The organism is Geodermatophilus sp. SYSU D00742 (assembly GCF_054049935.1).
This window is the reverse complement of sequence record NZ_JBJGYJ010000022.1, coordinates 45,180-66,166: the sequence shown is the minus strand read 5'-3', so window position 1 is coordinate 66,166 and position 20,987 is coordinate 45,180. Positions and strand designations below refer to the sequence as shown.

The window sequence follows — 20,987 nt, the reverse complement described above, 5'->3', positions numbered from 1 at the left end:
GCTCGAGCGGCGGAGGGGGCCTGGGCCGCGCCGTGGCGGCAGCTCGACGCGGCGGTGGCCCGATCGAAGGGTGGGGGACGGGGTCCTGTGCGTCCGCGCGCCCCGGCCGGGGGCGGGGGCGTCGTCCGCCCGGGTTGCACGCCGAGCGGGGACCGGGCCCGTGGCCGGCGGTGGCTCCCCGTTCCGACGGAGGCAGGGGACCCTCGGTGCGCACCGGCGGGGGCTGACGGGCGGGGCCGCGGTACGGCAACAGGCCGGTCGACCGGTGCAGGAGGAGGTGCGGGCCCGCGCTGGTGTGGCTGCCCGCTCCACGGCCACGCAGTGGCCTGCGCACGCGCTGCGGCCCCGGCGCGTCCGGTCGGCCGGGGGTGGGCGCGAGGACGGGCGGGACAGACGAGTGGGGCCCCGGCGGAATCCACCGGGGCCCCACTCGTACTGCGGTCGATCAGTCGCGCGGCTCCTGCGGCCGGCCGCCGTCCGCCGGACGACCGGAGGAGGTCAGCTCACGGGCCGCCTCGCTGGAGGCCTGGCCGTGCGCCTCCTGCCGCTGCTCGAGCTCCACCTGCGCCGGCTCCTCGACGGGGGTGAAGAAGCCGCGGATGGCGCGACGGGCGCCGCCCACGTGGTTCATGCGCTTGGGCACCGGGGCACCGCCGTAGGCCAGCGCGCCGTGACCGTGCTCGTCCACAGGACCCAGGGGCTGGTGGACCTCGATGAACTCGCCGTTCGGGAGCCGGCGGATCACGCCGGTCTCGATGCCGTGCTCGAGCACCTCGCGGTCGTGCTGCTGCAGGCCCAGGCAGATCCGGTAGGTGAACACGTAGACGATCGGCGGGATGATGATCACGCCGATGCGGCCGAACCAGGTCATCGCGTTCAGGCTGATGTCGAACTTGTCCGCGATGACGTCGTTGCCACCGGAGATCAGCAGGATCACGTAGAAGGCGATCGCCATCGTCCCGAGCGACGTGCGCACCGGCACGTCGCGCGGACGCTGCAGCAGGTGGTGCGACGCGGTGTCGCGGGTCAGCTTGCGCTCGATCATCGGGTACAGCGCCAGGACCGTGAACATCAGCCCGGCGATGACGACGGTCGGCCAGAACAGGGCCGGGATGGTGTAGTCGCCGGGCAGGTTGATGTCCCAGGCCGGGAACAGACGCGTCGACCCGTCCAGGAACATGATGTACCAGTCCGGCTGGGAGGCGGCCGACACCTGGGCCGGGTTGTACGGGCCCCACAGCCACACCGGGTTGATCTGCACGAGCCCACCTAGGGCGGCGCAGACGCCGAACACGATGAACAGCAGACCCGTGGCCTTCCCCGCGAAGGTGGGGAAGAGGCGGTTGCCGACGACGTTGTGCTCGGTCCGGCCCGGGCCGGGGAACTGCGTGTGCTTCTGCTTGACCAGGATCAGCAGGTGCAGCGCGATGAGCGCCAGCAGGATCGCCGGGATGATCAGCACGTGGGCGATGTAGAAGCGCCCGATGATCTCGGTGCCCACGAAGTCGCCGTTGAACACCGCGAAGTGTGCCCAGGTGCCGATCACGGGGACCGACAGCAGGATCGCGCTGATGATCCGCAGGCCCGTGCCGGAGAGCAGGTCGTCGGGGAGGGTGTAACCGGTGACGCCCATGAGCAGGGCGAGGACCAGCATGACCACGCCGATGAGCCAGTTGCTCTCCCGGGGCCGGCGGAACGCCCCGGTGAAGAAGATGCGGAACAGGTGCACCACGATGGCCGCGACGAACAGCAGCGCCGCCCAGTGGTGGATCTGCCGCATGAAGAGGCCGCCGCGGACGTCGAAGGACAGCTGCAGCGCCGAGTCGTACGCGGCGGACATCGTCACACCGCGCAGCGGTGCGTAGGAGCCCTCGTACACCACCTCGGTCATCGAGGCGTCGAAGAAGAACGTCAGGTAGGTGCCCGACAGCAGCAGGATGATGAAGGCGTACAGGGCGATCTCGCCCAGGAGGAACGACCAGTGGTCCGGGAAGACCTTGTTCAGCGTGCGGCGGAGGGGGCCGGCGACGATGAGACGGTCGTCGACCTCGAAGGCCGCCTTGCCGAGTCGGGTCGTGGGGGTACCCGGCGCCGTGGCGGTGCGAGCCATCAGATGCGCTCCCGGTTCCAGTAGGTCGGGCCGACAGCCTCAATGTAGTCACTGCGGGCCACGAAGTAGCCCTCGTCGTCGACCGTGATCGGTAGCTGGGGCAGGGGCCGGGTGGCCGGGCCGAAGACCGGCTTGGCGCCCTGGGTGATGTCGAACATCGACTGGTGGCACGGGCAGAGGATGCGGCTGGTCTCCTGCTCGTACAGCGACACCGGGCACCCGGCGTGCGTGCAGATCTTGGAGAAGGCGACGTAGTCCCCGTAGGCGAAGTCCGCGTGGCCCTCCCGGGGACGCAGCACCTCCACCTGTTCCGGCCGGAGGCGGAAGAGCATCGTGGGGGCGTCGGACTCGTGGTTCCCGCCGGGGACGGCCGGGAACACCGTCTCGATCGACCCGGGCTCCTGGTCGCCGGGGCGGATGGGGGTGCCGTCGTCACGCACCAGCCGCACGCCCTCGGCCCAGCTCGTGGTGCCCAGGGGGTCGCCCCGGTTGGGGTTCTTGATCAGACCGCCCAGCGGCATGAGGAGCATGAGGCCGAGGCCGCCGCCCATGAACGCCATCGAGCGGGTGAGCAGCTTCCGGCGGGCCAGGCCGCTGTTGTGCAGGCCGCCGACCAGCGTCGCGCCGGTGGTGACCCGGTCGAAGTGCGAGCCGTCGTGCTTGTCCTGGACCGCGGTCTCGTGCGGCAGCAGCTTCTTGGTGTAGAGCACCAGCCCGACGCCGACCAGGGCGAGAGCGAGGCCCATCAGCACGCCGAGGAGGGGGGTGAACAGTGCGCTCCACCCGCCGTCGGTGATCTCCCACCGCCAGTCCGGCAGGAACCAGCCGGAGCCGACGTACACGACGACGAAGGCGAGGGCGGCCAGGCCGGCGAGGGCGAAGGTGAGACCCACCTGGCGGACGGCGCGCTTCTCCAGCCGCGACCCGGGCTCGGGGCCCGGGTCGACGTGCAGGATCTCGACCCCGTCGTAGCGGGCGCCCAGGCGGTCGAGCTCCTCGCGCGGCATCGCCGCCAGTTGCTCGGGGGTGTAGTCGTCGTCCGGACCGCTGTGCAGCGGCCCGGGGACGTCGGCGCCGCCGGTGGAACCGGGGCGGCTGTCGCGCGTACTCACGCTTCCTCCTCGCTGACCCACACGGTCAGCGGTCGCTGGGCCGAAGTCGCCGGTGCGGAGCCGGTGGGCGTGCTCACGCCTTGCTCCCCATCCAGAAGATGCCGAAGAGCAGCGCGGCGACGCCGACGGTCCAGATGACCAGGCCCTCGGCGACCGGGCCCATGCGGCCGACGCCGAAGCCGCCGGGGTCGGCCTGGCCCTGGATCGTCTGCACGTAGTTGATGATCGACCGCTTCTCGTCGGGGGTGAGCTGGTTGTCCCCGAAGACCGGCATGTTCTCCGGTCCGGTCAGCATCGCGGTGTAGATCTCGAGGTCGTTGACGTCGTTGAGGCTGGGCGCCCGCTTGCCGGAGGACAGCGCGCCACCCTCGCCGACGAAGTTGTGGCACGACGCGCAGTTGAGCCGGAAGAGCTCGCCACCGAGGGCCAGGTCGCCGTCCCGGAGGTCCCCGGAGGGGAGCGTCGGCCCGCCGCCGTTGGCCTGCACGTAGGCCATCAGCTGGTCGATCTCCTCGTCGGAGAAGACGGCCGGCTTGTCCGGGGCCTGCGCCTCCTGGCGGACCAGCGGCATGCGGCCGGTGTGCACCTGGAAGTAGACGGCCGCCTCACCGACACCGATGAGCGAGGGCCCGCGGTTGGGGACACCCTCGAGGTTCGCGCCGTGACAGGTGATGCAGCTGCGCTCGTACAGCTCCCGGCCGGCGGCCTCGGCGGAGGACTCGGTGGTGGTCCCCTCGTCGGTCGCGTAGGCCGGCGACAGCGCCGAGTACAGGGTGCCGGTCAGCACGAGGGCAGCCATGAGGCCGGCCACGTTGACCACCCGGCGGCGGTGCTTCGAGCGGCGGCGGGTGCGGGCCGCGGCGGCGGGGGAGCCCTCAGCCGGACGGCGCGACCAGCGGGCGCGGCCGCGCGGCGTCACGTCGTCGGGCTGGGCGTCGGACTGCGGGTTCGTGGTGGACACCGGTTCCCTAGCGGATCAGGTAGATCGTGGCGAAGAGCCCGACCCACACGACGTCGACGAAGTGCCAGTAGTAGGAGACCACGATCGCCGCGGTCGCCTGTGCCGGCGTGAAGCGGCCCATGGTGGACCGGATGAGCATGTAGACGAAGGCGACCAGGCCCCCGATCACGTGCAGCGCGTGGAAGCCGGTCGTCAGGTAGAAGACTGAGCCGTACGTGGAGCTGGAGATCGACGTGCCGTGGTCGACGACGAGCACGCGGTACTCGTTCGCCTGCCCGAGCACGAACACCAGGCCCATCACGAAGGTGATCGTGAACCAGCGCCGCAGGCCGTAGACGTTGCCGTTCTCCGCCGCGAACACGCCGAGCTGGCAGGTGACCGAGGAGGCCACCAGGATGATCGTGAAGACCAGCGCGTAGGGCAGGTTCAGCTCGGTCGGCTCGGGCGGCCACCCCTCGGTGGCACGGGCCCGCGCGGTGAAGTACATGGCGAAGAGCCCGGCGAAGAACATCAGCTCGCTGGAGAGCCAGATGATCGTGCCGACGCTGACCATGTTCGGACGGGTCAGGGAGTGCACCCGCGAGGTGTCGAAGGTGCCGCTCGCGACGGGAGCCGTTGTCACGAGGCCATCATGGCATCGGCCCCGGTGAGCCGACGACCGCGGGTGGGCGCGCGTGGCGGCAGCGTGACCTCCCCGATACCTCGCGACTGTCGTCCCCGGCGCGGGCGGTCCGGGCACTAGTCTCGGCCGAGTGAGCGACGCGCCGGCCACCGTCCTGGTCTACAGCTCCCGGCCCGAGGTACGTGCTGCCGTGCGGACGGCCGTGGGCCGCCGACCGGCGGCCGACGTCGGCCCCCTGACCTGGATCGAGTGCGCCACGGACCAGGAGGTCATCGAGACGGTGGACGGCGGGTCCGTCGACCTCTGCATCCTCGACGGCGAGGCCCAGCCGGCCGGCGGGCTCGCCCTGAGCCGCCAGATCACCGTCGAGGTCGCCGACCGCCCGGCGCTGTGCGTGCTCATCGCCCGGCAGCCCGACCGCTGGCTGGCGCACTGGTCCCAGGCCGACGCCACCCTGCCGTTCCCCGTGGACCCGCTGACCGCCCCCACCGTCGTCGCCGACGTGCTGCGCGACCGGGTGGGCCGGCCGGCCGCCCGCCGGTGAGCGCCGGCGCGCCCACCTGGCCGGGGCTGCTCACCCGCCTGCTGGCCCGGCAGGACCTCTCCACCGACGATGCCGCCTGGGCGATGCGGGAGGTCATGGCCGGCGAGGCGACGCCGGCCCAGATCGCCGCCTTCGCCGTCGCGCTGCGGGCCAAGGGCGAGTCGGCGGAGGAGGTCGCCGGCCTGTCGGCCACCATGCTCGAGCGCGCCACGCCGGTGCACCTGCCCCTGGACTGCGTCGACATCGTGGGCACCGGTGGGGACCAGGCGCACACGGTCAACATCTCGACGATGGCCGCGGTCGTGACCGCCGCGGCGGGGGTGCCGGTCGCCAAGCACGGCAACCGGGCCGCATCGTCGTCCTCCGGGGCCGCGGACGTCCTCGAGGCGCTCGGTGTGGTGATCGACCTGCCGGCCGAGGCGGTCGCCGCCTGCGTGCAGGAGGCCGGGATCGGCTTCTTCTTCGCGCCGGTCTTCCACCCGGGGTACCGGCACACCGCCGTGCCGCGGCGGGAGATGGGCGTGGGGACGGTCTTCAACTTCCTCGGACCGCTGGCCAACCCGGCGCGCCCGGTCGCAGCCGCCATCGGCTGTGCCGACGTCCGCATGGCGCCGGTCCTGGCCGCCGTGCTGGCCGGACGCGGCACGCGCGGTCTGGTGTTCCGGGGGGACGACGGACTGGACGAACTCACGACCACCACCACCTCGTCGGTGTGGGTGGTCCGCGACGGGGGGGTGGAGGCCGACCGGCTCGACCCCACCGCGCTGGGGATCGAGGTCCCGCCGGAAGGCGCGCTGCGGGGCGGTGACCCGGCCTTCAACGCCGACGTCTTCCGGCGGGTGGTGGCCGGTGAGCGGGGGCCGGTCCGGGACGCGGTGCTCCTCAACGCCGCCGCCGCGCTCGCCGCGTTCGACGACCGGGCCGGGCGGCTGCACGACGTCCTCGCCGGCGGGGTGGAGCGGGCCGCCGCGGCGATCGACGACGGGCGGGCGCAGGCGCAGCTCGACCGGTGGGTCGAGGTCAGCCGGTCGCTGCGCGGCTGAGCAGGCACCCCTCCGCCGCACCGCGCGCGGGCTCCGGACGGGGCCGTTCAGTCGGCGGAGTCGAACCCGATCGCGAACGCCGCCTCGAGGTCGTGCCGGGAGTAGGCGCGGAAGGCGATGTGGGTGTCGGTCTCCAGGACGCCGGGGACCTTGTTGATCCGCCCCGCCACCACGTCGGCGATCTGCTCGAACTCGCGCACGCGGACCACGGCGATGAGGTCGACGGTGCCGGCGACCGAGTAGACCTCGCTGACCCCGTCGAGGTCGGCGACGGCCTCGGCCACCTCGGGGATCGCGTCGGTGGCCGCGTCGATCATGACGATGGCGGTGATCACGCCGGCGATGCTAGCCGGGGTGCCGCGGCCCCGGTGGCCGCACGCGACCCGGGCGAGACGCGGTCGGGCCGCGCGCGGGTGCTGAGGGAGCGGGTGTCGGCGAACGGGTCGCGGCCGGCGCGCCCGGCCTCCACCCGGTCGAGGAAGGCGCTGTAGCTCCCCGTGCCGGGCACCGGGCACGCCAGGGTGCCGGACACCTGCACCAGGCGCGTGCCCGGCTTCTCCATCCAGCGCAGGACCAGCTCCGTCTCGTCGACCGAGGCGGCCAGCTCGTCCTCCGGGCCCAGGGGCGTCTCCGCGGTGGCCAGCAGGCCGGCCAGCGTCTCCCGCACCGACGTCCCCCGGGGTGCGCAGCCGGCGGCCACCAGCCGCCCCCGGCGGACGACGGACAGCTGCCAGCCGCCCTCGCCGTCGGGGCGGGCCAGGACCAGCTCCGGCACCGCGGCCAGCGACTCCAGCCGTTGCCGCCGGCGGACGGCGCGGACGAGGACCGCCACCCGGTCGCGCAGCACCGCGGCGTCCTCGTAGCGCTCCTCGGCGGCCAGCCGGTCCACCCGGGCCAGGAGCGGCGCGAGCAGTGCCTCCGGGTCGGCCGCGACGGCGGCCCGCAGGACCCCCGCGATGCCGGCGTACTCCTCCACCGACTGTGCGCCGGTGCAGGGGGCGCCGCAGCGGCCCATCCCGGCCAGGGCACAGGCGGTACGCAGCACGCGCAGGGACAGCCGGCCGGTGCACTGCCGCAGCGGCAGGGACTCGTGGATGGCGGCGACGGCGGCGTCGGCGGCCCGGCGGTCGGGGAACGGGCCCAGGAACACCCCCGCGCCGGGGCGCACCCGGCGGACCACCGACAGCCGGGGGAACGGCTCCTCGGTCAGCCGCACCCACAGCGCCCGTTCCGGGAACCTCGACCGCCGGTTGTAGCGCGGCTTCTGCTCGGCGATCAGCCGTAGTTCCCGCACGGCGGCCTCGAGGTCGTGCGCGCAGGGGATCGCGTCGACCCGCTGCGCGAGCGCCACCATCTCGGTGATCCGGCTGCGCTGCTCCCCGGCGGTGAAGTAGCTGCGCACCCGGCTGCGCAGGTCGTTCGACGTCCCGACGTAGAGCGGCTCCTCGCGCGGGCCGCGGAAGAGGTAGACGCCCGGGCCGGAGGGGACCGCGTCGGCCAGGTGCCGCTTGCGCAGCCGTTCGGGGTCGACCTGGCGGGTGAGGGCGGTGAGCTCCTCCAGGCTGGTGATCCCGAGCGGGCCGAGCCGCTCGAAGAGCCCGTGCAGCACGTCGACGGTGGCGCGGGCGTCGGCCAGCGCGCGGTGGCAGGGCTCGGTGGTGGTGCGGAAGTAGGGCGCCAGGGTCGCCAGCTTGCAGTTGGGCACCTCGTCGCGGCTGAGCAGCCGGCGGGCGAGGACGGCGGTGTCGACCGAGGCCGCGGCCGGCCACGGGATGCCGTTCTCCGCGCAGGCGGCCTTGAGGAACCCGAGGTCGAACGGGGCGTTGTGCGCGACCAGGACCGCGCCGCGGGCGAACTCCAGGAAGCTCGGCAGCACCGCGCCGATGCGTGGGGCGGTGGCGACCATCGTCGAGGTGATCCCGGTCAGGACGCTGATGTAGGGCGGGATCTCGCAGCCGGGGTCGACCAGGGTCTGGAACTCGCCGAGGACGGCGCCGCCCCGGACCTTGACGGCGCCGATCTCGGTGATGGCGCTGTCCTTGGGTGAACCGCCGGTCGTCTCCAGGTCGACGACGACGAAGGTGACCTCGGCCAGCGGGGTGCCGAGCTCCTCGATGGTCGCCTGCTCGTAGCGGGGGAGCCCCGCGGCGGCCCGGGCGGCTGTCCCGGCCAGCCGGGCAGGGGAAGAGGGCACGGGGCGGACGGTAGGTCGGGGCAGTGACAGTCCCGGGGACGCGCGCCGGTGCCCGCCGGATCGCCCGGGTGACCCCGGATCATGGTCGCGCGGAACTGTCGGAACCCCTCCCTAGCGTGCTGCGCGGACCGACCGGGGCCATGGAGGGCTCCTGCGACGAGGCGTCGGCCAGCAGAGGAGTGGGCCATGTTCATCGACTGCGACACGTGCACCGCCCGGGGCACCGGGTGTGCCGACTGCGTCGTCACCGTCCTGCTGGGCGCCCCGCCGGGGTGGGAGACCGCCGACCCGACGGTGGTCCCGATGACCGGGCGGCGCCAGGACGGCGCAGCCGAGGCCGCCGAGGACGTCGTCGTGCCCCGGCCCGGTGTGGTCGTGGAGTTCGACGAGGTCGAGCGGCGGGCGGTGCGGGCACTGGCCGACGTCGGCCTGGTGCCCCCGCTGCGGCACCAGGCGTCCCCGGGTGGCCGCGCGGCCGGGGCGGCGCGGCACCGCCGGCGCACCGGTTGAGGCAGAGCCGGGCCCCGGCCGGCACGCACCGTCGACCGGTGCGGTGCCCCCGCGTGGCCGCCGGCGTGGCGGGGCGCGGTCGCGTGGGAGATCCCACAGTCCACGCCGGCCCCGTTTGTCACAACATCATCACGGCCCGTACGGTGAGCCGGTCCGACCGGGCGGTCGTCACCCGAGAGAGGTGACCTCGGGCGGACACCGCCGAATCCCCCGACGCGCCCACGCGGCGCCGGAGGGGAACCGGGGACCCACCGCAGTACTGGGGTGAGTTCTCGCGTGCGCCGGTCACCGCCGGAGCACACGCGCCGGCCCGCCGGCGCGCAGAGATAGGGCGATTCTTCCCAGCCCGAACCCGTCAGCTAACTCGGTAGGCGGTTGCTGAGGAAGAACGGAGAGCCGCCGACCGTGGCGACGCCTCGCCCTGCCCTGGGGCATGCACTCGACCAGTTCCACCCCGACCTCCCGGTCGCGTTCCGCCGCCCCCGCCTCGCCCGCCGACTCGGTCGCGGGCTCGTCCTCGGGGCCACCGCCACCCTCGCCCTCACCCTCCTGCCGGGGACGGCCGCCGCCGACCCGCAGCAGGCCGGCACCGCCGCACAGGCCGCCCAGCTGGTCGCCCAGGCCGGTCGCGAGCTCGAGGCCGTGACCGAGCAGGTGAACGAGGCCCGTGAGGTGCTCGCGCAGCAGCAGGTGGCCGCCGACAGCGCCCGCCGGGCCGCCGCGGACGCGCAGGAGCACCTCGGCGCCCTCGACAACCAGATCCGGCAGGTCGCCCGCACCGCCTACACCGGCGACGGGACGACCCAGCTGGAGCTGCTCATGACCAGTGCGTCGGCCGCGGACTTCGTCTCCCAGCTCGCGACCCTCGAGCTGATCGCCGGCCACACCACCGACGTCCTGGCCCAGGTCGCCACGCGGGCGGCGGCCGCCGAGCAGGCCCGGGCGGACGCCGACGTCGCCCAGGCGGCGGCGCAGGCCACCCTGGACGACGTCACCGCCCGGCAGGCCCGGCTGGAGTCCGACATCGCCGACTACCGGGCGCAGTACGACGCGCTCTCGGCTGCGCAGCAGCAGGAGGTCGTGACCGCGCACGCCGGCCGGCCCGTGGCCACGCCGGCGCCGGCCGCCGCCTCCAGCGGTGCCGCCCAGGCCGCCGTCGACACCGCGCTCGCGCAGGTCGGCGACCCCTACGTGTGGGGCGCCGGCGGCCCGAACTCCTTCGACTGCTCGGGGCTCACCCAGTACGCCTACGCCGCGGCGGGCATCAGCCTCCCGCACTCGAGCCGCATCCAGTCGACGCTGGGGACGGCGGTCTCGCGCGCCGACCTGCAGCCGGGCGACCTGATCTTCTACTACAGCCCGGTCAGCCACGTCTCCATGTACATCGGCAACGGCCAGATGGTGCACGCCTCGACGTCCGGCCAGCCGGTCAAGGTGGTCAGCGTCGACTCGATGGGCGGCATCACCGCCATGCGCCGCGTCGCCTAGTCCACGCACACGGCACGGGCCGGGACGTCCTCGGGGGTCCCGGCCCCGTACAGGGTCCCGACGCGGCCGTCCGGGGCCCGGCCGGTCCAGCGGCTCGCCGTGAGCTCGCTGGAGGGCGGGGTCCTCCCGCGGTGGTGGGCAGGGGTCCTCCTAGGATCGGCGGGGTGAGCGCCCGCCGGGCCGCGCTGCTGGTCGCGGGTGTGCTCGGAGCGGCCTTCGTGGTCGTCGTCGCCGTCGGCACGCCGTGGAGCCTGCTGCCCGAACCGCCCGGCGGCGCCACCCCGGTCCGTCCCGGGGCCGGTCTGCCCCCGGGTGTCGCCGAGCGCGCGGAGTCCTTCGCCGCGGCGATCCGCCCGGCGTCCCTGGCCGCCCTGGTGCTCGGGCTGGTGGCGTCCGCGGTGCTGGCGCTCACCCCGCTCGGACGGTGGCTGGTCCGGACCCCGGCCCGCCCGCTGGGCGGCGGGTGGGTCTGGCAGGTGCTGCTGGGCACGGTGGCGCTGACGGTGGCCGGCCGGCTGGTCACGCTGCCGCTCTCGGCCTACGGGGAGGTGGTCCGCCACCGGTACGGGCTGTCGACGCGCAGCTGGCCGCTGTGGCTGCGCGACGTCGCCGTCTCCACGGCCATCGACGCCGCGTTGACCGCCCTCGCCCTCCTCGCCGTGGTGTGGCTGGCCCGGCGCGCCCCGCGGACGTGGTGGGCCTGGACCGCCGGGGCGGCGGCCGCCACGGTGGTGGCAGGCTCCTTCCTCTACCCGGTGGTCATCGAGCCGGCGTTCAACCGCTTCGAGTCGCTGCCGGCCGGACAGCTGCGCACCGACCTGCTGGAGCTGGCCGAGGAGAACGGCACCCCGGTCGAGGACGTGCTGGTCGCCGACGCCTCGCGGCGGACGACGGCGCTCAACGCCTACGTCTCCGGGTTCGGGTCCACCCGGCGGATCGTCCTCTACGACACGACGCTGGCCCAGCTGCCCGACGCCGAGATCGAGTCGATCGCCGCCCACGAGCTCGGCCACGTCGCCACCGACGACGTCCTGACCGGGACGCTGGAGGGGGCGCTCGGGGCGGCGGCGGCGGTCGCCCTGCTCGGCTGGCTGCTGTCCTGGACGCCGCTGCTGCGGCGGGCCGGCGCGGAGTCGGCCGGGGACCCACGGGTGGTGCCACTGGTCCTGTTCCTGGCCGCGGTCGGCACGCTGGTGGCCACCCCGGTCCAGAACCTGGTGTCCCGCCACGTGGAGGCGCGCGCGGACCTGCACGCGCTGGAGCTCACCGGGGACGCCGAGGCGTTCGTGGCCATGCAGAACCGGCTGGCCCGCGTGAACCTCTCCGACCCGGACCCGCCCGCGGCGTGGCAGTGGTTCTTCGGCTCGCACCCGACCGGACCGCAGCGGGTGGCGTTCGCCGCGGACTGGCAGCGGCTGCAGGAGGCGGGGTGAGGACGCTCGTCGTCACCAACGACTTCCCGCCGCGCCAGGGCGGCATCCAGACCTTCGTCGCCGCCCTGCTGGCGCGCCGTCCGCCGGACTCCCTGGTCGTGCTCGCCTCCCGTTCGCCGGGGTGGGAGGAGTTCGACGCCGCCCTGCCGTACCCGGTGGTGCGCCGGCCGACCGGCATGCTGCTGCCCACGCCCGCCACGGCGCGCGCCGCGGCGGAGCTGGCCCGCCGGTACGGCTGCGACACCGCCTTCTTCGGGGCCGCCGCGCCGCTCGGGCTGCTGGCCCCCGCGCTGCGCGCCGCCGGCGTCCGGCACCTGGTCGGGGCCACGCACGGCCACGAGACGGGCTGGGTGTCCCTGCCGGGAGCGCGGCAGCTCATGCGGCGCATCGCCGGCGGCCTCGACGTCACCACCTACATCAGCGAGTACACCCACAGCCGGCTGGCGCCGGCACTGGGCGGGGCGACGCGCATGGCGCAGCTGTCACCGGGGGTGGACGTCGACCTGTTCACGCCCGCCGCCGACGGAGCCGTCGTGCGCGCGCGGTACGGGCTCGGCGACGGCCCGGTGGTCGCCTGCGTCTCCCGGCTGGTGCCGCGCAAGGGGCAGGACGTCCTGGTCGCCGGCTGGCCGGCGGTGCTGGCCCGTCACCCCCGGGCCCGCCTGCTGCTGGTCGGCGGCGGCCCGCTGGAGGGCGGCCTGCGCCGGGCCGTGGCCGCCGCGGGACTCGAGGACTCCGTCGTCCTCACCGGGCCGGTGCGCCCGGAACAGCTGCCCGGGCACTACGCCGCTGGCGACGTCTTCGCCATGCCGTGCCGCACCCGCCGCGGCGGGCTGGACGTCGAGGGGCTGGGCATGGTCTACCTGGAGGCCGCCGCCTGCGGCCGGCCGGTGGTCGCCGGCACCTCCGGTGGCGCGCCGGAGACGGTGCAGGAGGGCGTGACCGGCCACGTCGTCGCCGACCCCCGGTCACCCGCGGGTGTGGCGGCCACGGTGAGCGCCCTGCTCGACGACCCCGACCGGGCGAGGGCCATGGGCGCGGCCGGCCGGGCGTGGGTCGAGCAGCGCTGGTCGTGGGCGTCGATCGCGACGACGTTCGCCGGGCTGCTGGACCCGGCACGGCACTGAGCCCCGCCCCGCACGGAGCGGGACGGGGCTCGGGATCGTCGCCTCAGCGGGTGTAGAGGGCCTCGACCTCGGCGTCGAACTCCTTCATCACCGCGGCGCGCTTGAGCTTCAGGCTCGGGGTGAGCATCCCGTTGGCCTCGGTGAAGTCGGTGGCCAGCACCCGGAACCTCTTGATCGACTCCGCCTTGGACACCGCCTTGTTGGCCTCGGTGACGGCGGACTCGACCTCGGCCAGGACGTCGGGGTCGTCGGTCAGGTCCGCCGCCGTCGTGCCGGCCGGCTTGCCCCGGGACTCCAGCCAGGCGGGCAGGGCCTCCTCGTCGAGGGTGATCAGCGCGCCGATGAACGGTCGCTGGTCGCCGACGACGATGCACTGGCTGACCAGCCGGTGGGCGCGCAGCCTGTCCTCCAGGACGGCGGGGGCGACGTTCTTGCCCCCCGCGGTCACCAGGATCTCCTTCTTGCGCCCGGTGATGCGGATGAAGCCGTCGCTGTCGATGTCGCCGAGGTCGCCGGTGTGGAACCAGCCCTCGGGATCGATGGCCTCCGCGGTGGCCTGCTCGTTCTTCCAGTAGCCGGACATCACGATGCCGCCCCGGATGAGGATCTCGCCGTCGTCGGCGATCGCGGCCGCCACGCCGGGCAGCGGCCGGCCGACGGTGCCCATGCGGAAGGCGGCGTCGTGGTTCACCGACGCCGCGGCCGTGGTCTCGGTGAGCCCGTAGCCCTCGTAGACGGTGACGCCGATGCCGCGGAAGAAGTGGCCGAGCCGCTCGCCGAGCGGGGCGCCACCGGAGACCGCGCCGAGGCAGCGGCCCCCGAGGGCGGCGCGCAGCTTGCCGTAGACCAGCCTGTCGAACAGCGCGTGCTGGGCCCGCAGCGCGAGGCCGGGGCCGCCGGTGTCCTGGGCGCGGGACCAGTCGATGGCGACCTGCGCCGCGCGGTCGAAGACCTTCCCCTTGCCGGCGGCCTCGGCCTTGGCCTTCGCCTGGTTGTAGACCTTCTCGAACACCCGGGGGACGGCGAGGACGAAGGTGGGCTGGAAGGACCCGAGGTCCTCGACGAGGTGGGTCACGTCGGGCGTGTGGCCGATGACGGTGCGGGTCTTCACCGCGCCGACCTGCAGCACCCGCGCCAGCACGTGGGCCAGCGGGATGAACAGCAGCAGGGAGCCCTTCTCGTTCAGCAACCGGTCCAGCAGCGTCATGCCGTTGCCGATCTCGAACAGGAAGTTGGCGTGGGTGAGCTGGCAGCCCTTGGGGCGCCCGGTCGTGCCGCTGGTGTAGATGATCGTGGCCAGGCTCGAGGAGCGGAGCGTGGCGCGGCGGGCCGTCAGCTCGGCGTCGGGGACGCCGGCGCCGGCGGCGGCGAGCGTGCCGAGTGCGTCGTCCTCGATGACCCACACCGGGCCGAGTTCGGGGGCCTGGTCGCGGACGGAGTCGACGGCCTCGGCGTGTTCGGGGCGCTCCACGACGGCGGCCCGGGCGCCGGAGTCCGACAGGATCCAGGCGACCTGGTCGGCGCTGGAGGTCTCGTAGACCGGGACGACGACGCCGCCGGCGGCCCAGATGGCGAAGTCCAGGACCGTCCACTCGTAGCGGGTCCTGGCCTGCAGGGCGACCCGGTCACCGGCCTGGACGCCGGCGGCGATCAGACCCTTGGCCACGCCGTCCACCTGGGCACCGAACTCGCGCCAGGTGACGTCGGCCCACCGGCCGTCCCGCCGGACCCGCAGGCCCACGTCGTCGCCGTACCGGGTCACGTTGGTGGTGAGCAGGTCGGGCAGGGCCTCGTCCGGGCCCACCTCGGTCGTCGCCGGGACGCTGAACTCGCGCACGCCTGGTCCTCTCCTCCCTGCCCGACCACGGGCACCGTCGCCAGCGGTCCCGGACCGGGACGGGCCAAATCTAGCCGCTGGGGGCTACCCATGAGTAGCAGGCGGACGTGCCACGACCGGGCGACACGGCGGTGAACGGATAGCCTGCTGCCATGGCCGACCAGTCCACGCAGTCGATCACCGTCGAGGCTCCCGCGGCGGAGGTCATGGCGGTCATCGCCGACTTCGAGGCCTATCCGCAGTGGGTCGCCGCGGCCCAGCAGGTGGAGGTCGTCGAGGCGGGGGCCGACGGCCGGGCCCGCCGGGTGCACTTCGTCATCGACGCCGGGATGGTCAAGGACGACTACGTCCTGGAGTACGACTGGGACGGCGACCGCCGTGTCTCCTGGACGCTGGTGCAGGGCCAGATGCAGAAGCGCCAGGAGGGCTCCTACACCCTCGACGAGCGCGACGGCCGGACCGAGGTCACCTACCGGATCACGATCGACACCCACCTCCCGCTGCTCGGGATGTTCAAGCGGAAGGCGGAGAAGGTCATCCTCGACACCGCCCTCAAGGAGCTCAAGAAGCGCGTCGAGGGCTGATCGGGTCCGTGCGCACGCTGCTCGTCACCGGCCCGGGTGGGGCCGGTACCTCCACCCTCGCGGCGGCCGCCGCCGCCCGGGCCGCCCGCGGCGGTTCCCGCACCCTGCTGCTGACCTCCGCCGCCCGCCCGGGGCTGCCCGACGTCCCCGGGCTGGCGGTCGACCCGGTCGAGCCGCTGGGCGCGCTGGAGTCGGTCTGGGGCGCCTCGGCCGCGGCGCTGTCCGCGGCCGTTCCCGGGGTCGCCCTGCCGCCGTCGAGCTCGGTCGTCCCCCTGCCCGGGGCCCGCGACCTCGCCCTGCTCGCCCGGCTGGCACGTGCCGCGCGCGACGCCGAGGCCGACCTCGTCGTCGTCGACGCCGGCCCGCTGCCCTCGGGCGCGGCCCTGGTCGGGCTGCCCGGCGTGCTGCGCTGGTGGCTGGACCAGGCACTGCCCACCCGGCTGCGCGTGCTGGGCGCCGTCCGGACCGCCGCGGTGCGCTCCGGCGCGGTCCAGCGCGGCCCGGTCGACGCGGCCCTGGACGCCGTGCCCGAGCTCGAGGCGCTCATCGGCAGTGTCGACCTCACCGACCCGGCCACCACCGAGGTGCACCTGGTCGCCGCACCCCGCCCGGACGCCGTCCCGGTGCTGCGCGCGGCGGTGACCGCCCTGGCCCTGTACGGGCAGCGCCCGACCGCCGTCCTCGTCCGCGTGCTGCCCGACGGCGGGACGGGGGAGTGGTGGCGCCGGCGCGCCGCCGAGCAGGACGCCGTCCTCACCGCCCTCGCGGACCTGGCTCCCGTGCGGCGGGTGCCGGAGCTCCCGGAGACGCCGGACGACGTCGCCGCGCTGGCCGGCCTCCTCCCCGGCGCGGACGGCGCAGCCGCCGCGGCCGCCGTCAGGCCGGTGTCCGAGCGCGTCGACGGCGGGCGGCGGCTGGTGCTGCCCCTGCCGTTCGCCGAGCGCGACGGGCTGGAACTGACCCGCTGGCAGGACGACCTCGTGGTCACCGCCGCCGGGGCGCGCCGGTCGCTCCGGCTCGACGCGCTCCTGCGCCGGTGCGTGGTCACCGCCGGCCACCTGGCCGACGCCGGCACCGCGCGGGCCCGGCTCGAGGTCACCTTCACACCCGATCCGCAGCAGTGGCCGGCCGATCTGCTGGCCGCCGAGGGGAGCACTCCATGACCGACGGACCCGACTGGGTCGAGCAGGCCCGCCGGCTGGTCGCCGGGCTGGGCCAGACCCTCGGCGAGGCGTCCCGCACCCGTGGGCACGCCGCGGGCGGGGACGCCGGCCACCCGGCCGACTGCCGCTGGTGCCCGGTCTGCCAGGTGGCGGCCGTGGTCCGGGGCGAGCGGCCGGAGGTGACCGCCGCGCTGGCCGACGTGCTCGGCGCCGCCGCCGCGGCACTGCGCTCCGTCGCCGAGCAGTCGTCGGCTGCCGCACCGGCGCGGGACACGACACCGGCCGGCGGTCCCGCCGCCGGCAGCGAGGGTCCCGCCGGCAGCGAGGGTCCGGCCGCCCCGGAGCCGGCCGCCCCGGAGCCGGTGGCGCCGGTGCAGCGCATCGAGATCGCCTGAGTGGCCGGCACCCACGGCGCCCGGCAGCCGGCCGCCGCCGAGCTGCCGGCCCTCGGCATCGACATCGGCGGGACGAAGGTCGCCGGGGGTGTCGTGGCACCGGACGGCACGGTCGTCGCCACCGCCCGCCGCGCCACCCCCGGGTCGTCGGTGAGCGAGACCGAGGACGCGATCGCCGCCGTCGTCGACGACCTCGCCCGCGTGCACGACGGCCCGCTGGTGGGCGTGGGGGTCGGGGCGGCCGGCTGGTTCGACCGCACCGGCGACACGGTGCTGTTCAGCCCGCACCTGGCCTGGCGGAACTCGACCCTGCGCAAGGACCTCGCCGCGAGGCTGCAGCGGCCGATGTGGGTCGGCAACGACGCCGACGCCGCCGCCTGGGCCGAGTACCGCTACGGCGCTGCGGCCGGCGCCGACCTGGCCCTGATGATCACCCTGGGCACCGGCATCGGTGGCGGCATCGTCATGGACGGCCGGCTGCAGCGCGGGTCGCACGGCGTGGCCGGGGAGTGGGGGCACATGCGCGTGGTCCCCGACGGGCGGCTGTGCGCGTGCGGCAACCGCGGCTGCTGGGAGCAGTACGCCAGCGGCACGGCGCTCGGTCAGACCGCCCGGGAGGTGGCGCGCAGCTCGCCGGCGGCCGCGGCGCTGCTGCTGGAGCGGGTGGACGGCGAGGCCGACCGGCTCACCGGGGAGCACGTCGCCCGGGCCGCGGCCGAGGGCGATCCGCTCGCGCTGGAGCTGCTGACCGACGTCGGCTCCTGGCTCGGGCAGGGGATCGCCGACCTGGCCGCCGTCCTGGACCCCGAGGTGGTCGTCATCGGCGGCGGGGTGAGCGTGCTCGGCGAGATGGTGCTGCGCCCGGCGCGGGAGCGGCTGGAGCGGGCGCTGCCCGGCCGCGGGTTCCGACCGGGGCCGCGGGTGGTGGCCGCCCGGCTCGGCGCGCAGGCCGGGCTGGTGGGTGCCGCGGACCTGGTGCGGCGCGCCGTCTGCGAGGGCGACGCCTGAGGTGGGGTGCCCGGGCGCGGGGAACGGGCCCGTGGCACTCCGTTCAGGTGAGCTCCCGGGCGAGCTGCTCGAGGAAGAGGCCGATGTCGGTGACGATCCCCATCGCCTGCGCGCTGCCGCGGTCGGCGAGCTTGGTGACCGTCGCCGGGTTGATGTCCACGCACACCAGCGGCACCGACGCCGGCAGGATGTTCCCGGTCGCGATCGCGTGCAGCATCGTGGCCACCATGATCGCGAAGCCGACGCCCGGCAGCTGGGCACGCATCGCCCGCTGACCGGCGATGACGTCGGTGTACACGTCGGGCAGCGGGCCGTCGTCGCGCACCGAGCCGACCAGCACGAAGGGCTTGCCGGCCCGCACCATCGCGTGCATGACGCCCCCGGTCAGGACGCCGGACTCCACGGCGGCCGCGATCGAGCCCGCCCGGCGGATCGTGTTGATCGCCCGGATGTGGTGCTCGTGGCCGTGCGGGACCCCCGAGCCCTTCGCCAGGTCGACGCCCAGCGAGGTGCCGTACAGCGCCGACTCGATGTCGTGGGTGGCCAGGGCGTTGCCGGCGAAGAGGACGTCGACGTAGCCGGCGTCCACCAGGCGGACCATCGCCGGGGCCGCGCCGGTGTGGACGACTGCCGGGCCGCCCACCCAGAGCACCTTCTGCCCGGCCGCCCTCACCTCCCGCATCCGCTCGGCGATCTGTCGCACCAGCAGCGCCTGCGGCTTCTCGCTGGAGGCCGCCGACGACATGAACCCGAAGGCCTCCTCCTGGCCGCGGGCCACCGCGGGTGGCATCTCCACCCGGACGCCGTGCGCGCCGCAGACCACGGCCTCCCCGGCCCGCACGTCGCTGACCGGCACCGTGCGGACGACCGTGCGCCCGGCCTCCTCACCGACCACCAGGCCGCAGTCCATCTCGGCGCGGTCCACCGGCAGCCACTCGCGGTCCAGGCGCACGAAGGTGTCGAGGTTGGTCGTGGAGTAGAAGTCCTCCGGGAAGACGCCGTCGGCAGGGGCGGGCCGGGTGGTCGCCGTCCCCGGGTCGACGGCGTTGGCCCCGCGGGTCTGCAGGCGCATGACGATCCGCTCGAGGAGGTCGGCGTCCCCGGCGCTGATCCGCACCGTCGCGCGGGACTCGTCCTCGTGCTCCCGACCGAGGTCGAGGGTCTCGATGCGGTAGTCGCCGCCGTACTCCAGGACGTCGTCGAGCACCCGGGCCAGGATGCCGGTGTCCATGAGGTGGCCGCTCAGCGACACCGTGGTGGTGTGCCGGGCGAGTTCCACGGGGCCCGTCTCAGACGACCGCGCCGTCGTCGCCGTCCTCCGTCGACCGCTCCCGCATCCGCGACACCAGCATCGCCACCCCGGTGACGACCGCGGCCACGCCGAGCACCAGGCCGACGTCGGGGGACAGCCGGAGCACGCGCGGCGCCACCACCAGCACCGCGCCGACGGCGATCAGCAGCACCGCGTACAGCGAGGCGGGTGCGGGAGCCGGGACCGGCGGGGGCGGTGGCGGCTCGTAGTGCTCCTCCGGCCGGTCCAGCACCTCGGGCTCGGCCGGCGGCGGGGGTGGGGCGTCGGACGGCTCGTCGTCGACGGCGGTGCGGCCGTGCTCGGCCTCGAAGGCGGCCACGATCCGGGTCCACTCGGCGTCCTCGTCGACGTCCGGGCGCGGGGCGCGCGCCGCGCGGGTCCGCTCGGGCACGTGCTCGTCGACGTGCTGCTCGACCAGGGCGCGTCCCTCACCGGTGCGGGCACGGTCGACGAAGAGGCGGTCGGTCGGCGGGCTGGGCAGCGACACGGTGCGGGTGTAGGGCTCGACGTCGGCCGAGGGCTCCAGGTAGGCGGCGATGCCCGCGTCGCGCAGCACGTCGAGCAGGTGCTCGCCGACCCTCGGGTCGACGTCGCGCAGCGGCGTCCAGAGGGCGGCGTCCAGGCCGTTGTCACGGCGCCCCCGTCGCCCGTTCACGCCCCGGCCTCCAGCGCCGGCGTGCGGGCGCGGATCCAGTCCACCGAGCCGGCGAGGATGCGCGGGGCGTCGTTGTCCAGGGTGGCGACGTGGTAGCTGTCCTCGAGCAGCACCTCGGTGGTGTCGGTGCTCGAGACGCCGGCCAGCAGCACCCGCACCGACGCCGGCTCGACGACGTGGTCGGTGACGCTGCGGAACACCAGCAGGGGAGCGGTGACCCGGCCCAGGTCGGCACGGGTCGCCGTCCACAGCCGGCGCAGGCCGAGCACCGCGCGGGTGGGCAGCTCGAGGTAGGCCGGCTCGGTGACGCCGGGCTTCTTGATGTCGTTGCCGATGCCCCTCCAGCTGGGGGTGAGGCGGGCCAGCAGCGGCAGCAGCTTGGCGTCCAGCCGCTGCGTGAGCAGCGAGGGGTTGACCAGCACCAGCCCGGCGACCTCGTCCGGCCGCAGTTCCGCCAGCCGGATCGCCAGGGTGCCGCCCATCGACAGGCCCGCGACGACGACCCGGTCGCAATCGGCGGCGAGCTCGTCGAAGGCGGTGGAGACGGCATCCACCCAGTCCTGGTCGCCGGTCAGGTTGCAGTCCTGCCAGCGGGTGCCGTGGCCGGGCAGCAGGGGCGCCCGGACGGCGAAGCCCTGGGCAGCCAGGTGCTCCCCCCACGGCCGCATGCTGCCCGGCGAGCCGGTGAACCCGTGGACGAGCAGGACGCCGGTGCCACCGCCGGCGGGGCCGCCGGGGAAGGCGAACGGCTCGGCACCCGGCAGCAGACCGGCTCCGGGTGCCTCGTTCGTGGGCACGGTGGTCCTCCTCGTCGTCGGCGGTGCAGCCGACCGGCAGGGCGGGCGGGGACCGGCGGCGCGGACGTCACGTTGTCGCCGGGCCGCCGGGC

At 75.0% G+C, this 20,987-nt stretch carries 20 protein-coding genes and 1 riboswitch; of the genes, 10 read left to right on the top strand and 10 right to left on the bottom strand.

Translation table 11 applies throughout. The features are described 5' to 3' along the window. Positions 1-445: 445 nt before the first annotated feature. From qcrB to ctaE, 4 genes are all read right to left on the bottom strand, one after another. Positions 446-2,110: a cytochrome bc1 complex cytochrome b subunit gene (gene qcrB, locus ACI78V_RS15565; RefSeq protein WP_456852279.1), complete on the bottom strand. Its 1,665-nt coding sequence runs from the start codon at positions 2,108-2,110 to the stop codon at positions 446-448. Next, positions 2,110-3,222 carry a cytochrome bc1 complex Rieske iron-sulfur subunit gene (gene qcrA, locus ACI78V_RS15560; protein WP_456852278.1) on the bottom strand — a complete coding sequence of 371 codons (1,113 nt, stop codon included), beginning with the start codon at positions 3,220-3,222 and terminating at the stop codon, positions 2,110-2,112. Before qcrA ends, qcrB begins: the two co-directional genes overlap by 1 nt. Before the next feature lie 73 nt (positions 3,223-3,295). Continuing rightward, a complete protein-coding gene (qcrC, locus tag ACI78V_RS15555; RefSeq protein ID WP_456852276.1) occupies positions 3,296-4,183 on the bottom strand; it encodes a cytochrome bc1 complex diheme cytochrome c subunit in 888 nt (295 codons plus the stop codon). Positions 4,184-4,190: 7 nt separating this feature from the next. After that, a complete protein-coding gene (ctaE, locus tag ACI78V_RS15550; RefSeq protein WP_456852274.1) occupies positions 4,191-4,805 on the bottom strand; it encodes an aa3-type cytochrome oxidase subunit III in 615 nt (204 codons plus the stop codon). Positions 4,806-4,935: 130 nt separating this feature from the next. On the opposite strand from ctaE, the gene ACI78V_RS15545 reads away from it, so the two are divergent. Together ACI78V_RS15545 and trpD are read left to right on the top strand one after the other, a co-directional pair. Beyond that, positions 4,936-5,349, top strand: a complete 414-nt coding sequence (locus ACI78V_RS15545) for a hypothetical protein (protein WP_456852272.1) — start codon at positions 4,936-4,938, stop codon at positions 5,347-5,349. After that, positions 5,346-6,392: an anthranilate phosphoribosyltransferase gene (gene trpD / locus ACI78V_RS15540; protein ID WP_456852270.1), complete on the top strand. Its 1,047-nt coding sequence runs from the start codon at positions 5,346-5,348 to the stop codon at positions 6,390-6,392. The genes ACI78V_RS15545 and trpD overlap by 4 nt, the downstream gene beginning before the upstream one ends. A 47-nt stretch (positions 6,393-6,439) precedes the next feature. Here trpD and ACI78V_RS15535 read toward each other — a convergent pair whose 3' ends face one another. Both ACI78V_RS15535 and ACI78V_RS15530 read right to left on the bottom strand, forming a co-directional pair. Beyond that, positions 6,440-6,727, bottom strand: coding sequence for an Lrp/AsnC family transcriptional regulator (locus tag ACI78V_RS15535; protein WP_097204490.1), 288 nt, complete (start codon positions 6,725-6,727; stop codon positions 6,440-6,442). After that, positions 6,724-8,586, bottom strand: coding sequence for a DEDD exonuclease domain-containing protein (locus ACI78V_RS15530; RefSeq protein ID WP_456852268.1), 1,863 nt, complete (start codon positions 8,584-8,586; stop codon positions 6,724-6,726). Before ACI78V_RS15530 ends, ACI78V_RS15535 begins: the two co-directional genes overlap by 4 nt. A 186-nt stretch (positions 8,587-8,772) precedes the next feature. On the opposite strand from ACI78V_RS15530, the gene ACI78V_RS15525 reads away from it, so the two are divergent. The 4 genes from ACI78V_RS15525 to ACI78V_RS15510 all read left to right on the top strand — a co-directional run bounded on the left by ACI78V_RS15525 (position 8,773) and on the right by ACI78V_RS15510 (position 13,144). After that, positions 8,773-9,096, top strand: a complete 324-nt coding sequence (locus tag ACI78V_RS15525; RefSeq protein ID WP_456852266.1) for a hypothetical protein — start codon at positions 8,773-8,775, stop codon at positions 9,094-9,096. 189 nt (positions 9,097-9,285) lie between these two features. Further along, positions 9,286-9,485, top strand: a riboswitch (cyclic di-AMP (ydaO/yuaA leader). A 16-nt stretch (positions 9,486-9,501) separates the two neighbouring features. Further along, on the top strand, positions 9,502-10,584 hold the full coding sequence (locus tag ACI78V_RS15520; RefSeq protein ID WP_456852264.1) for an NlpC/P60 family protein: 1,083 nt from the start codon (positions 9,502-9,504) through the stop codon (positions 10,582-10,584). Positions 10,585-10,748: 164 nt separating this feature from the next. Next, entirely contained in the window at positions 10,749-12,017 is a 1,269-nt protein-coding gene (locus tag ACI78V_RS15515; RefSeq protein WP_456852262.1) for a M48 family metallopeptidase, read from the top strand. Next, complete coding sequence (locus ACI78V_RS15510) at positions 12,014-13,144, top strand: glycosyltransferase family 4 protein (RefSeq protein ID WP_456852260.1); 1,131 nt, start codon at positions 12,014-12,016, stop codon at positions 13,142-13,144. Before ACI78V_RS15515 ends, ACI78V_RS15510 begins: the two co-directional genes overlap by 4 nt. 43 nt (positions 13,145-13,187) lie before the next feature. Here ACI78V_RS15510 and ACI78V_RS15505 read toward each other — a convergent pair whose 3' ends face one another. Beyond that, the gene (locus ACI78V_RS15505) at positions 13,188-14,981 is read right to left on the bottom strand and encodes an AMP-dependent synthetase/ligase (protein ID WP_456852258.1); all 1,794 of its coding nucleotides are present in this window, start codon (positions 14,979-14,981) and stop codon (positions 13,188-13,190) included. Between the two features lie 152 nt (positions 14,982-15,133). Between ACI78V_RS15505 and ACI78V_RS15500 the strand changes: the two genes are divergently transcribed. Genes ACI78V_RS15500 through ACI78V_RS15485 form a run of 4 tightly spaced genes read left to right on the top strand, consistent with a single transcriptional unit; the run spans position 15,134 to position 18,131 of the window. Continuing rightward, a complete protein-coding gene (locus ACI78V_RS15500; RefSeq protein WP_456852257.1) occupies positions 15,134-15,565 on the top strand; it encodes an SRPBCC family protein in 432 nt (143 codons plus the stop codon). 8 nt (positions 15,566-15,573) lie between these two features. Then, positions 15,574-16,728 carry an ArsA-related P-loop ATPase gene (locus tag ACI78V_RS15495; protein ID WP_456852255.1) on the top strand — a complete coding sequence of 385 codons (1,155 nt, stop codon included), beginning with the start codon at positions 15,574-15,576 and terminating at the stop codon, positions 16,726-16,728. Further along, positions 16,725-17,123, top strand: a complete 399-nt coding sequence (locus ACI78V_RS15490; RefSeq protein ID WP_456852253.1) for a hypothetical protein — start codon at positions 16,725-16,727, stop codon at positions 17,121-17,123. The genes ACI78V_RS15495 and ACI78V_RS15490 overlap by 4 nt, the downstream gene beginning before the upstream one ends. Further along, a complete protein-coding gene (locus ACI78V_RS15485) occupies positions 17,124-18,131 on the top strand; it encodes an ROK family glucokinase (RefSeq protein ID WP_456852251.1) in 1,008 nt (335 codons plus the stop codon). It abuts the gene before it with no gap. 43 nt (positions 18,132-18,174) lie between these two features. Here ACI78V_RS15485 and ACI78V_RS15480 read toward each other — a convergent pair whose 3' ends face one another. From ACI78V_RS15480 to ACI78V_RS15470, 3 genes are read right to left on the bottom strand one after another with little or no spacing between them, the layout of a single operon-like run. Beyond that, the gene (locus ACI78V_RS15480) at positions 18,175-19,410 is read right to left on the bottom strand and encodes an ornithine cyclodeaminase, nickel-pincer nucleotide-dependent (RefSeq protein WP_456852249.1); all 1,236 of its coding nucleotides are present in this window, start codon (positions 19,408-19,410) and stop codon (positions 18,175-18,177) included. Between the two features lie 10 nt (positions 19,411-19,420). After that, positions 19,421-20,098, bottom strand: a complete 678-nt coding sequence (locus ACI78V_RS15475; RefSeq protein ID WP_456852247.1) for a hypothetical protein — start codon at positions 20,096-20,098, stop codon at positions 19,421-19,423. Then, positions 20,095-20,895: an alpha/beta hydrolase gene (locus ACI78V_RS15470; protein ID WP_456852245.1), complete on the bottom strand. Its 801-nt coding sequence runs from the start codon at positions 20,893-20,895 to the stop codon at positions 20,095-20,097. Before ACI78V_RS15470 ends, ACI78V_RS15475 begins: the two co-directional genes overlap by 4 nt. Between the last annotated feature and the right edge of the window lie 92 nt (positions 20,896-20,987).